Consider the following 12,529-nt stretch of genomic DNA (forward strand, 5'->3'; position numbering starts at 1 on the left):
CCCGTCTCCTCCCCAAACGAAAAACCAACACCCAACACCCAACCTATGGCTACCGGCTTTTTCAACGTCCCCGCCCCGATCAACGAGCCCGTGAAGGGCTACGCCCCCAATTCGCCCGAGCGTGTGGAGCTGCTCAAAACTCTGAAGGAGCTCAAGCAGCAGGAGCGCGACATTCCCATGCACATCGGCGGCCAGGAAATTCGCACCGGCAAAAAGAAGAATATCACCCCGCCCCACGACCATCAGCACGTGTTGGCTCAGTTCCACGAAGGCGACGCCAGCCACGTCCAGCAGGCCATCGACGCGGCTCTGGCCGCCCGCGACAACTGGGCCACCATGCCCTGGGAGCACCGCGCCGCCATTTTCCTGAAGGCCGCCGACCTGCTGGCCGGCCCCTACCGGGCCCGCATCAACGCGGCCACCATGCTGGGGCAGAGCAAGAATGCTTTCCAGGCCGAAATCGACGCGGCCTGCGAGCTGATTGACTTCTTCCGCTTCAACGTGCACTTCATGCAGGAAATCTACAAGCAGCAGCCCGAAAGCCTGCCCGGCATGTGGAACCGCCTGGAGCACCGCCCGCTGGAAGGCTTCGTGTTTGCCCTGACGCCCTTCAACTTTACTTCCATTGCCGGCAACCTACCCTCTTCGGCGGCCATGATGGGCAACGTGGTGGTGTGGAAGCCCGCCAACACCCAGATCTACTCGGCCCAGGTGCTGATGGAGCTGTTCAAAGAGGCCGGCGTACCCGACGGCGTCATCAACCTGGTGTACGTCGACGGCCCCACCGCCGGTGAGGTTATCTTCAAGCACCGCGACTTTGCCGGCATCCACTTCACCGGCTCCACGGGCGTGTTCAACGGCATCTGGAAAACCATCGGGGAAAACATCAGCAACTATAAGAGCTACCCGCGCATCGTGGGCGAAACCGGCGGCAAGGACTTTATCCTGGCTCACCCCACGGCCCACGCCAAGGCCGTGGCCGTCGGCATCAGCCGGGGCGCGTTCGAGTTTCAGGGCCAGAAATGCTCAGCGGCTTCGCGGATATACCTGCCCTCGAACCTGGCCGACGAAATTCTGGGCTACGTGAAGGAAGACCTGGCCTCGTTCAAGATGGGCGACGTGGAGGACTTCTCGAACTTTATCAACGCCGTCATCGACGAGAAATCCTTCGATAAGCTGGCCAAGTACATCGACGGCGCCAAGGCCGACGCGGGCGCCGAAATTGTGGCCGGCGGTGGCTACGACAAGTCGAAGGGCTACTTCATCGAGCCCACGGTTATCGTAACCAAGGACCCGAAGTACGTGACCATGTGCGAGGAGCTCTTCGGCCCCGTCGTGACCGTGCACATCTACGACGCCGAGCAGTTCGACGACGTGCTGACCCTGGTGGACACGACCTCGCCCTACGCCCTGACCGGCGCCGTCTTCGCCCAGGACCGCTACGCCATCGACTACGCCTCGAAAAAGCTGGTGCACGCGGCCGGCAACTTCTACATCAACGACAAACCCACCGGCGCCGTGGTCGGCCAGCAGCCCTTCGGCGGGGCCCGCGCCTCCGGCACCAACGATAAGGCCGGCTCCATGCTGAACCTGCTGCGCTGGGTGTCGCCGCGCGCCATCAAGGAAACCTTTGTGCCCGTCACGGACTACCGCTACCCCTTCCTGGGCTCAGCCCCGGCTGAGGATTTGAACCGGGATAAGGGGCTGTAGGCCGCTGTTAGGTTTTAGGTATTGAAAAGGCCGCTTCGGAATTCCGGGGCGGCCTTTTTTCAATTTATAAGCGTCATCTTACCCGCATGAAATTGCTCTACCTATGCGGGCTATTCACCTTGGCTTTTAGCAGTTGTTCACAACCGCCGCCTTATCATCTGCCTGATTCCACCTACTATCGACAGCAGGAAGCAACAGTGCTAACGGCGGTAAGCGGACAAGTTATGACGCATCAGTTTTTCATTGCGCCTTCTACCAAATCGGATACCATTGGCATCTACGATTCTCTAGCCTTCCCGAGCCGCCTGAAGGAGCAGGAAATCAGCAGAGTTATGCGCGACCACAATTTGCCTGCGGAGTTTGCAGAATTGCTGCGTGATACTGTGAACTGGCATCAGGCTCGCCATCCTATTGCCAACTTGCCAATCAGCCAGTTTGGAAAGACCGTGAGCTTTACGCCGAAGTATATTTCCTCTCACAGAGAAGCGTATCCCATTTATCGACTTTCCAGAGCGGTCTTCAATCCGGACTTCACCAAGGCCTACTTTCAGCTCACCTGGGAAGATCCAGGAGGTGGAGTTAAGCAATACATTTTGTGCCGCAAGGAAAATGGCCGTTGGATTGTAAAGGCAGTGGACCGTTGGAATTCATTTAAAATATGAAAAGCAAAAGGCCGCCCCGGGATTCTGGGGCGGCCTTTTTTGTTGCGCAATATGCTATGGCATTCACCTTGGCTTACCAGGGCCGGGCACCTAGCTGCTATTGAAAGTATGCCATTCCGGACCCTGGGCCCCGTAACCTTTGTTCCCAAGCCCCTAAGCCCTACCTTTGCCCTCCAATGCCCGTCCGTACGGGCCTTTAACTGCTGAATCGTATGCTTCTCGCTGTAACCACTAATTACCAGCCGGTTGATTTTCTGCCCATTGTGGTGCAATTCGGCTTGGCCATTGCCTTCGTGGCCTTCGCCATGATTGTGTCTCACCTCGTGGGCCCCAAGCGCCAGAGCAAGGTGAAGGACGCCTCGTTTGAGTGCGGCATCGAGTCGGTGGGCAACGCCCGCACCCCGATTTCGATTAAATACTTCCTGACCGCCATCCTGTTCGTGCTCTTCGACGTGGAGGTTATCTTCATGTACCCCTGGGCCGTGAACTTCCGCACCCTGGGCTGGGACGGCTTCGTGCAGATGATTGTATTCCTGACGCTGCTGATGGCGGGCTTCGTCTACGTCATCAAGAAGGGCATCCTGAAGTGGACCGGCACCCACGCCTAAGTCCAATTCTCCCAAACTTTTGCCGGCGGGCCGGTGTTCGGAAACGGGGACTTCCCCTTCCAAAACGATACTTCCGATGAGTGATATTCGTGTTCCTGAAATAAAGATGGTGGACGCGCCCGACGGCGTGGAGGGCGCGGGCTTCTTTGCCACGTCCCTGGAATCAGTGGTGGGCATGGCCCGGGCCAACTCGCTCTGGCCCCTGCCGTTTGCCACCTCCTGCTGCGGCATCGAGTTCATGGCCACCATGGGCTCCCACTACGACATTTCCCGCTTCGGCTCGGAGCGCCCCTCCTTCTCGCCCCGGCAGGCCGACCTGCTGATGGTAATGGGTACCATTGCCAAGAAAATGGCGCCCATTGTGAAGCAGGTCTACGAGCAGATGGCTGAGCCCCGCTGGGTGCTGGCCATGGGCGCCTGCGCCTGCTCCGGCGGCATCTTCGACTCCTACTCCGTGCTGCAGGGCATCGACCGGATCATCCCCGTCGACGTGTACGTGCCCGGCTGCCCGCCCCGCCCCGAGCAGGTGCTCGACGGCCTGATGCGCGTGCAGGACCTGGCCCGCACCGAATCGATTCGCCGCCGCAACGCCCCCGAGTATCAGGCGCTGCTGGCTTCTTACAACATCAAGTAGTTTGAAACCCGGCCCGTTCGGCAACCTGTCGAACGGGCCGGGTTTCGCCTCTTAGCTTCTCTTACAGGAATGGCTGAAAACACCGAAGAATCGGCTGCCGCGCAGGAAACGGCCGCCGCTCAGGACCCGCAGGCGGCCAAGAACGCCCAACTGCTCGCGCTGCTGCACCGCCAGTTTGGCGCCGACGCGTTTACCGACGTGGAGGAGCCCTACGGCCTGCTGACGGTGACCACCACCCGGGAGCGGATTCACGACATCATGGCCGGCCTGCAGCAGGATCAGGAGTTGCAAATGAACTTCCTGACCACGATGTGCGGCATTCATTACCCTGAGAACGAGGGGAAGGAGCTAGGCATGATTTACCACGTGCACAGCCTGGTGAACAACCTGCGTCTGCGCCTGAAGATTTTCTTCCCCATTGCCGACCCGACGGTTCCTACGCTTACCGACCTTTACGCCACGGCGAACTGGATGGAGCGCGAGGCCTACGACTTCTATGGCATCATCTTCACGGGTCACCCCAACCTGATCCGCATCCTGAATGTGGAAGACATGGATTACCACCCCATGCGCAAGGAATACGCGCTGGAAGACGGTACCCGCGAAGACAAAACCGACCTTTTCTTCGGCCGCTAGGCCCCTGATACCTACATCATGGCAGTAAACGACACGCTGGAAGGCACCCGCAAGATTGTGGAGGAAGCCCGGGAGCAGCAGCACCACACCGGCCTGATTCCGACCCTCAACGACTTCTCCCAGGAGCTGACGACCCTGAATCTGGGCCCGACGCACCCGGCCACGCACGGCATTTTCCAGAACATCCTGCAAATGGATGGGGAGCGGATCATTTCGGGCGTGCCCACCATCGGCTACATCCACCGGGCCTTCGAGAAGATTGCCGAGCGTCGGCCCTTCTACCAGATTACGCCCCTGACGGACCGGATGAACTACTGTTCCAGCCCCATCAACAACATGGGCTGGCACATGACGGTGGAGAAGCTGCTCGGCGTGACGGTGCCCAAGCGCGCTCAGTACATGCGCGTCATTGCCATGGAGCTGGCCCGCATCACCGACCATTTGATCTGCAACTCGATTCTGGGCGTGGACACCGGGGCTTTCACCGGCTTCCTCTACGTGTTCCAGGAGCGCGAGAAGGTCTACGAGATTTACGAGGAAATCTGCGGCGCCCGCCTGACCACCAACATGGGCCGCGTGGGTGGTATGGAGCGTGACTTCTCGGACGTAGCCATTAAGAAGCTGCGCGACTGGCTGAAGACTTTTCCCGCGGTGATGAAGGAGTTTGAGCAGATGTTCAACCGCAACCGCATCTTCATGGACCGCGTGGTGAACGTGGGCCCGATTACCGCGGAGCGCGCCTTGAACTACGGCTTCACCGGCCCCAACCTGCGCGCCGCCGGCGTCGACTACGACGTGCGGGCCATGAACCCCTACTCTTCTTACGAGGACTTCGAGTTTGAAATCCCGGTGGGTACCAAGGGCGACACCTACGACCGGTTTATGGTGCGCAACGAGGAAATCTGGCAGAGCCTGCGCATCATCAACCAGGCCCTGGAAAACCTGCCCGAAGGCCCCTTCCATGCCGATGCCCCGCACTACTACTTGCCCCCCAAGCAGGCCGTGTACAAGAACATGGAGGCCCTGATCTACCACTTCAAGATCATCATGGGCGAGATTGAGGCCCCGGTGGGCGAGGTCTACCACTCCGTGGAAGGCGGCAACGGCGAGCTGGGCTTCTACCTCGTCTCGGACGGGGGCCGCACGCCCTATCGCCTGCACTTCCGCCGCCCTTGCTTCATCTACTACCAGGCTTACCCCGAAATGGTGGTGGGCAGCAGCCTCTCTGACGCCATCGTGACCCTGTCGTCGATGAACGTGATTGCCGGCGAGCTGGACGCGTAGTTTTTTGCTGAATTTGACTTATGGAATCGACCAACGCGCCCGCTAAGCCCCAGTTCTCGGAGGCGGCCAAGGCTGAAATAGACCGTATCTGCAAGCAGTATCCCGCGGAGCGCCGCAAGTCGGCCATGCTGCCGGTGCTGCACATTGCCCAGGCCGAATTCGGAGGCTGGGTGGCGCCCGAGGTGCAGGATCTGGTGGCCGAGGTGCTGGGCGTGAAGCCTATCGAGGTGTACGAAGTTTCGACCTTCTACACCATGTTCAACCTCAAGCCGGTGGGCAAGCACGTGCTGGAAATCTGCCGCACGGGCCCCTGCCAGCTGCGCGGCTCTGACGAGCTGACGGCTGAGCTGGAGCGCATCACCGGCGCCAAAGTCGGCGAAGGCCCTTCGGCCGACGGCCTGTTCACGCTGAAAGAGGTGGAGTGCTTGGCCGCCTGCGGCTTCGCCCCCGTGGTGCAGGTCCGCGAGAAATACTACGAGCAGCTCGACACCGAGGAATCGGTGAATGCCATGCTCTCGGAGCTGCGAAATATGGTGCACCGCCCCGCCCTGCCCTGGGAGGAAACCGGCCTGCCCAACGCCGTAGCCAACAATTAACCGCTTGCCGCTAACCGCTCAGACACTATGGGACGCAAACTGCTGACCGAACATATCAACGTTGAAGGCATCGACACCCTCGAGGTGTACCGCAAGCACGGCGGCTACCGCTCGGTGGAGAAGGCCATCAAAACCATGACCCCCGACGAGGTGGTGGAAGAGGTGAAGAAGTCGGGCCTGCGGGGCCGCGGCGGCGCCGGCTTCCCCACGGGTATGAAGTGGAGCTTCCTGGCCAAGCCCGAGGGCGTGCCGCGCTACCTGGTCTGCAACGCCGACGAGTCGGAGCCGGGCACCTTTAAGGACCGGCAGCTGATGTCGAAGCTGCCCCACCTGCTCATCGAGGGCATGATTACGAGCTCCTACGCCCTGGGCGCCAACACCTCGTACATCTACATCCGCGGCGAGCTGTTGTACGTGCTGCGCATCCTGGAAAAGGCTATTGCCGAAGCCTACGCGGCCGGTTTCCTGGGCAAGAACATCCTGGGCTCGGGCTACGACCTGGACCTGTACGTGCACCCCGGGGGCGGCGCCTACATCTGCGGCGAGGAAACGGCTTTGCTGGAATCCCTGGAAGGCAAGCGCGGCAACCCGCGCAACAAGCCCCCGTTTCCCGCCGTGCAGGGCCTCTACGCCCGCCCCACGGTGGTCAACAACGTGGAGTCCATTGCCGCGGTACCGGTTATCGTCAATGACGGTGGTGATGAGTACGCCAAAATCGGCATTGGCCGGAGCACCGGCACCAAGCTGATTTCGGCCTGCGGCCACCTCAACAAGCCCGGCATCTACGAAATTGAGCTGGGTGTGCCGGTCGAGGAATTTATTTACTCCGACGAGTACTGCGGCGGCATCTGGAAGGGCCGCGACCTGAAGGCCGTCGTAGCCGGCGGCTCCTCGGTGCCGATTCTGCCCAAGGAGCTGATCCTGAAAACCGCCGCCGGCGAGCCCCGCCTGATGACCTACGAGTCGTTGTCGGATGGCGGGTTCGTGACGGGCACCATGCTGGGCTCCGGCGGCTTCATTGCCATGGACGAGACGACCTGCATCGTGCGCAACACCTGGAACTTCTCCCGCTTCTACCACCACGAGTCGTGCGGGCAATGCTCGCCCTGCCGCGAGGGCACGGGCTGGCTGGAGAAAATCCTGCACCGCATCGAGCACGGCCACGGCACGGAGCGCGACATCGACGTGCTGGCCAGCGTGGCCAAGCAAATCGAGGGCAACACCATCTGCCCCCTGGGCGAAGCCGCGGCCTGGCCGGTTTCGGCCGCCATCCGTCACTTCCGCGACGAGTTCGAGTGGCACATCCGCCACCCCCAGGAAGCCACCCGCCCCGGCGTGGTGTATCCGGGCAAAGCAGTACTGGCCTAGCGGCAGACTGTTCCGCTAAAAAGGAACGTCATGCTGAGCGTAGCAAAGCGCAGCCGAAGCATCTCTACCGCTTCGTTGCCAGAGTAATTAATTACCGTTGCGGTAGAGATGCTTCGACTTCGCTCAGCATGACGGTCAAGATTAACATGTGTACCCATCCCAATGGCTAAAATAACCTTCGACGGCATCGAGGTGGAAGTTCCGGACGGAACCACCATTCTCAACGCAGCCCGCACCATCGGCGGCAGCATCGTGCCCCCGGCCATGTGCTACTACACGCCGCTGAAAGGCTCGGGCGGCAAGTGCCGCGCCTGCCTGGTGCGCGTGGCGGCCGGCTCGGCCAAAGACCCGCGCCCCATGCCCAAGCTCGTCGCCTCCTGCGTGACGCCGGTGCAGGACGGCATGGTGGTCGAGAATACCACCTCCCAGCAGGTCCTCGACGTGCGCAAGGGCATCGTGGAGATGCTGCTCATCAACCACCCGCTGGACTGCCCCGTGTGCGACCAGGCCGGGGAGTGTGACCTGCAGAACTTCGCCTTTGAGCACGGTGTGAGCACCACCCGCTACGAAGAAGAGCGCCGCACCTTCGAGAAAATTGACATCGGGCCGCTGATTCAGCTGCACATGACGCGCTGCATCCTGTGCTACCGCTGCGTGTACACCGCCGACCAGCTCACCGAAAAGCGCGTGCACGGCGTGCTGGGCCGCGGCGACGCCGCCGAAATCGGCACCTACATCGAGAACATCATCGACAACGAGTTCAGCGGCAACGTCATCGACGTGTGCCCGGTGGGCGCTTTGACCGACAAGACCTTCCGCTTCAAGCAGCGGGTGTGGTTTACCAAGCCGGTAAATGCCCACCGTGCGTGCGAGAACCCGAAGTGCTGCGGCAAGGTGGTGCTCTGGTACAAGGGCAAGGACGTGATGCGCGTAACGGCCCGCAAGGACCAGTACGGCGAGGTGAAGGAGTGGATCTGCAACACGTGCCGCTTCGACAAGAAGGAAACCGCCGACTGGACCATCGAGGGCCCTGCCCACATCGACCGGTCGTCGGTCATCTCGGCCAACCACTACGAGCTGCCCGTGCTCAACGCCCAGGTTATTGCCGACCTGCCCGAAAGCTCCGTCCGCGACCTGGAGCAGAATCCTCCCATGCGCTTAGGTAACTAACCAATGATCGAACTACCAACCTTAGGCTGGCAATCCATTGTTATCCTCGTCGTATTCGGCGTTTCGCTGCTGATTGCGACCTACTGCACCTACGCGGAACGGGTTATTGCCGCCTTCCTGCAGGACCGCGTGGGCCCCGACCGGGCCGGACCGTTTGGTCTGTTGCAGCCCCTGGCCGATGCCGTGAAGCTCTTCACTAAAGAGGAGTTCTTCCCGGCCGGCGCCAACAAAGCGCTGTTTATCCTGGGTCCCTGCCTGGCCATGATTACGGCCCTGATGTCGTCGGCGGTTATTCCGTTCGGCAACGTGATTCAGTTTGGCAACAACGTGTTTAACCTGCAGGGCATTGAAGTCAACATCGGCATGTTGTGGGTGTTCGGTATCGTGTCGCTGGGCGTGTACGGCGTGATGATTGGCGGCTGGGCTTCCAACAACAAGTTCTCCCTGCTCGGCGCCATCCGCGCTGGCTCCCAAAACATCAGCTACGAGCTGGCCATGGGCATGTCCCTGATTGCCGTGCTGATGATTTCGGGCACCTTGAGCCTGCGCGAAATCACGCTGCAGCAGTCGGCGGCCGGCGAGTGGCACTTCTGGAACATCGTGAAGCAGCCCCTGGGCTTTATTATCTTCCTGGTTTGCGCCTTTGCCGAAACCAACCGCACGCCCTTCGATTTGCCCGAGTGCGAAACCGAGCTGGTGGGTGGCTACCACACCGAGTACAGCTCGATGAAAATGGGCCTGTACCTGTTTGCCGAGTACGTCAACGTATTCGTGGCCTCGGCCGTGATGAGCGTGCTGTACTTCGGCGGCTTCAACTTCCCCTTCCAGTACGAGCTGCGCGACTGGTTCGTGAACAACCAGGGCTGGGCGCTGACTTCGGCCCAGAACCTGATTTCGGTGCTCGGCCTGCTGGGCTTGTTCGCCAAGATCTTCGGCTTCATCTTCTTCTTCATGTGGGTGCGTTGGACCCTGCCCCGCTTCCGCTACGACCAGCTGATGCGCCTGGGCTGGACCATCCTGATTCCGCTGGCCATCTTCAATATCCTGCTCACCGGCGGCCTGATTCTGGGCGGTATCATCAAGTAATACGACCTATGCAGTCCTTAAGCAACAGAGCGAAAAAGCTGGAGGCCAAGCCCATGACGCTGGCCGAGCGGGCCTACCTGCCGGCTATCTTCCAGGGGTTGAGCATCACGATGCGCCACTTTTTTCGGGCCGCCACCAAGCGTCAGGTAACCGTGCGCTACCCCGACGAAGTGCGCCCCTTCTCCCCCATCTTCCGCGGCCTGCACGTGCTCAAGCGCGACGAGCAGGGCCGGGAGCGGTGCACCGCCTGCGGCCTGTGCGCCGTAGCCTGCCCCGCCGAAGCCATTACGATGGTGGCCGGGGAGCGGAAAAAGGGCGAGGAAGGCCTCTACCGAGAGGAGAAGTACGCCGTCAGCTACGAAATCAACATGCTGCGCTGCATCTTCTGCGGCCTTTGTGAGGAAGCCTGCCCGAAAGCCGCCGTGTATTTGCAGCCCGACAAGATGGCCCCGCCGCGCTTCGAACGGGACGAGTTCATCTACGGCAAAGACCGCCTCGTGGAGCCCGTCGACCCGCAGGCCCGCAGCATCCGCGGTATTCAGCTCACGCCCGAGCAGGCTGCGGCCCTGGCCCAGCGCATGGCTCAGCCTGCCTAAGCCACCCCGCCGGTTTTCACCTCTCGTTTGCGCTACTTTCCGCCCATGGCTTCTTCTCCTTCCCTGTTTTTCTTTCTGTCCTTCGTGGCCCTGTTTGCGGCCCTGGGCGTGGTGCTGGCCAAAAACCCGGTGCACAGCGTGCTGTTCCTGATTCTGACGTTCTTCTCGCTGTCGGGGCACTACCTGATTCTGAACGCCCAGTTTCTGGCCGCCGTCAACATCATTGTGTACGCCGGTGCCATCATGGTCTTGTTCCTGTTCGTGATGATGTTTTTGAACCTGAACGTCGACACGGAACCCCACAAACCTTTGTTGTCGAAGGTAGCGGCGGCCGTGGCCGGCGGCTCGTTGCTGCTGGTGCTGGTAGCCGCCCTGCGCGACGTGCAGCCCGGCACCACCTACAACGCCTCGGTGTTCGATTCGCAGATTGGCATGGTCAGCCAGCTGGGCATGATTCTCTACACCAAGTACCTGCTGCCCTTCGAGCTGGCTTCGGTGCTGTTCCTGGTAGCTATGGTTGGCGCGGTGATGCTGGCCAAGCGCGAAACCGGGGAGCGGAACTTCTAGAATTCCGGTAATTTCTTCCATATTGAAAGCGGCACCTGAAGCATCAGGCGCCGCTTTTTTATTCCTATAGATTTCCTTAATCCCGGCTATGCGGCCTCGGTCCTATTTACTTATTCGTTCGAAGCGCACATTCTTTACTACCCTCCTCATTGCTACTCTAACGCTGCTGGGAGTTTGGTTTGTGGGCCTGCGGCAGGATTGGAGCCTGTTTAAAGACTCGCTTGTTGCCGTTTCGATTCTTGCCATTTCGCTGCTTTCCTTTCTTACCGCTGGCTTGTACTTCGGCGTCAAGCTGCGCGACACGCTGGGCAGCGTGACCGAGCACATCAAGAAATTACCCATGCCCGACAGCCTATCCAACCTGAATTTAGGCGATGGGACGGTCAATGCCGGCCACGGCGAGGGCTGCCTCGAAGCAGTAGCTGAAATTTTCATGTGGCTTATCATTGCCCTTGTCGCCGTGTTTGTGCTCTGGATTGCCGCTGCTGTGGTCTGGGCTACTTTTCTTACCTGCACGGCAATCCTGTACTGGCTGTTCTTCCGCGCCCTGCGGTTCGTCTTCCGCCATTCCATGGAATGCAGGGGCCGTTTGGGGCTTAGCCTGCGCTATGGCCTTACCTATGCCACGCTGTACGTAAGCTGGCTGTACGCCATTATTCTGGCGGTCCATTATTTGCACTAACCCTGCCACGACATATAAAAAAGCGTCTCATCAGGCATCATAAGCCCCTTTTCGCTTCTACTTTCCCGTCATGAAATATTTCCCTATTCTACTCGTCCTATTCTTTTCTTCATTGTCCCTGTATGGGCAAAAGAAAGACAACCTTCGGTTCGATATCAAAGCGTTCAGTGAGAAGCAGGAACTCGCTTCTTGGCTAAACCAGTACGACCAGGTAGCCTGGCACACCAGTGACAGCGTTGCCGCGCAGCCACAAAGACGAAAGCAGTTGGATGGAAGCTGGTTTTGCTTTCAAGACCAGCAGCAAGTGTGGCACGCCCTGTATGGCAAATACCAGCAGCACGCCTTCGTGCCTGAATTTCACTATACGGTAATCAACGGTATGATTTCCGAAACCAAGCAAGGCATCGATACTGCCCGGTGCAATGCGTATGCACGAGCTTTACGACTGGTGAACAGAGAAATCAAACCGTTGCGGGATAGCACCGGTGTGCAGTTCAACCCGTTTGTCCGACTTAATCCTGACAAGAGCATTTCCGTCTGGATTTTTCCAGCTTACCAGCCCGATGGCACGGCCGTTTACGGGGGCGAATTTGCTTATAAGCTCAATTCGGCGGGTAATCGGATTGTAGAACGCACCCATTACTTTAAAGGCAAGTTCCTCGGTTTCAAGACCGACAAGCCCCAAGACATCCGGCTGAACTATCGGGACCTGAAAGAGCCAACTCTGGGCAGCATTTTCTTCGTCATCTACTACCGGGAGTATTTCACCCGAATAGTTATTGACAATAGTGAGAGTATTAGCACGCTTTTTCGCGGTGAAAAGGGTGACTACTCGTGGGTTCATACCCAAAAGGCGCTTACTCCCGGGACCAAATCAGGTAACTGACCCCAATTAAAAAGCGGCTCCTGATTCCTCAAGAGCCGCTTTTC

At 59.5% G+C, this 12,529-nt stretch carries 14 protein-coding genes; all 14 read left to right on the forward strand.

Translation table 11 applies throughout. The features are described from left to right. The first annotated feature begins 45 nt into the window (after nucleotides 1–45). The 14 genes from pruA to EWM57_RS07765 all read left to right on the forward strand — a co-directional run bounded on the left by pruA (nucleotide 46) and on the right by EWM57_RS07765 (nucleotide 12,485). Complete coding sequence (gene pruA / locus EWM57_RS07700; protein WP_129920561.1) at nucleotides 46–1,710, forward strand: L-glutamate gamma-semialdehyde dehydrogenase; 1,665 nt, start codon at nucleotides 46–48, stop codon at nucleotides 1,708–1,710. Between the two features lie 86 nt (nucleotides 1,711–1,796). Continuing rightward, nucleotides 1,797–2,372 carry a hypothetical protein gene (locus tag EWM57_RS07705; RefSeq protein WP_129920562.1) on the forward strand — a complete coding sequence of 192 codons (576 nt, stop codon included), beginning with the start codon at nucleotides 1,797–1,799 and terminating at the stop codon, nucleotides 2,370–2,372. Nucleotides 2,373–2,584: 212 nt separating this feature from the next. Continuing rightward, complete coding sequence (locus EWM57_RS07710) at nucleotides 2,585–2,980, forward strand: NADH-quinone oxidoreductase subunit A (RefSeq protein WP_129920563.1); 396 nt, start codon at nucleotides 2,585–2,587, stop codon at nucleotides 2,978–2,980. Nucleotides 2,981–3,056: 76 nt separating this feature from the next. Next, nucleotides 3,057–3,614 (forward strand): NADH-quinone oxidoreductase subunit B, encoded by a 558-nt coding sequence (locus tag EWM57_RS07715; RefSeq protein WP_073109614.1) that lies wholly within the window; start codon nucleotides 3,057–3,059, stop codon nucleotides 3,612–3,614. Between the two features lie 69 nt (nucleotides 3,615–3,683). Next, entirely contained in the window at nucleotides 3,684–4,250 is a 567-nt protein-coding gene (locus EWM57_RS07720; RefSeq protein ID WP_129920564.1) for an NADH-quinone oxidoreductase subunit C, read from the forward strand. 18 nt (nucleotides 4,251–4,268) lie between these two features. Further along, nucleotides 4,269–5,534, forward strand: coding sequence for an NADH-quinone oxidoreductase subunit D (locus tag EWM57_RS07725; protein ID WP_129920565.1), 1,266 nt, complete (start codon nucleotides 4,269–4,271; stop codon nucleotides 5,532–5,534). A 20-nt stretch (nucleotides 5,535–5,554) separates the two neighbouring features. Beyond that, a complete protein-coding gene (locus EWM57_RS07730; protein ID WP_129920566.1) occupies nucleotides 5,555–6,130 on the forward strand; it encodes an NADH-quinone oxidoreductase subunit NuoE family protein in 576 nt (191 codons plus the stop codon). A gap of 27 nt (nucleotides 6,131–6,157) precedes the next feature. Beyond that, the gene (nuoF, locus tag EWM57_RS07735; protein ID WP_129920567.1) at nucleotides 6,158–7,498 is read left to right on the forward strand and encodes an NADH-quinone oxidoreductase subunit NuoF; all 1,341 of its coding nucleotides are present in this window, start codon (nucleotides 6,158–6,160) and stop codon (nucleotides 7,496–7,498) included. 162 nt (nucleotides 7,499–7,660) lie between these two features. Continuing rightward, nucleotides 7,661–8,668, forward strand: coding sequence for a 2Fe-2S iron-sulfur cluster-binding protein (locus EWM57_RS07740; RefSeq protein ID WP_129920568.1), 1,008 nt, complete (start codon nucleotides 7,661–7,663; stop codon nucleotides 8,666–8,668). 3 nt (nucleotides 8,669–8,671) lie between these two features. After that, a complete protein-coding gene (gene nuoH / locus EWM57_RS07745; RefSeq protein WP_129920569.1) occupies nucleotides 8,672–9,754 on the forward strand; it encodes an NADH-quinone oxidoreductase subunit NuoH in 1,083 nt (360 codons plus the stop codon). Between the two features lie 8 nt (nucleotides 9,755–9,762). Further along, the gene (locus EWM57_RS07750) at nucleotides 9,763–10,350 is read left to right on the forward strand and encodes a NuoI/complex I 23 kDa subunit family protein (RefSeq protein ID WP_129920570.1); all 588 of its coding nucleotides are present in this window, start codon (nucleotides 9,763–9,765) and stop codon (nucleotides 10,348–10,350) included. 45 nt (nucleotides 10,351–10,395) lie between these two features. Then, nucleotides 10,396–10,917, forward strand: a complete 522-nt coding sequence (locus EWM57_RS07755) for an NADH-quinone oxidoreductase subunit J family protein (RefSeq protein ID WP_129920571.1) — start codon at nucleotides 10,396–10,398, stop codon at nucleotides 10,915–10,917. Between the two features lie 88 nt (nucleotides 10,918–11,005). Continuing rightward, nucleotides 11,006–11,599 carry a hypothetical protein gene (locus EWM57_RS07760; protein ID WP_129920572.1) on the forward strand — a complete coding sequence of 198 codons (594 nt, stop codon included), beginning with the start codon at nucleotides 11,006–11,008 and terminating at the stop codon, nucleotides 11,597–11,599. Between the two features lie 70 nt (nucleotides 11,600–11,669). Beyond that, on the forward strand, nucleotides 11,670–12,485 hold the full coding sequence (locus tag EWM57_RS07765) for a hypothetical protein (RefSeq protein WP_129920573.1): 816 nt from the start codon (nucleotides 11,670–11,672) through the stop codon (nucleotides 12,483–12,485). The last annotated feature ends 44 nt before the right edge of the window (nucleotides 12,486–12,529 follow it).

Origin of the sequence: Hymenobacter persicinus (assembly GCF_004167665.1) — a bacterium.
In the GTDB taxonomy this organism is placed as follows: Bacteria; Bacteroidota; Bacteroidia; order Cytophagales; family Hymenobacteraceae; genus Hymenobacter; species Hymenobacter persicinus.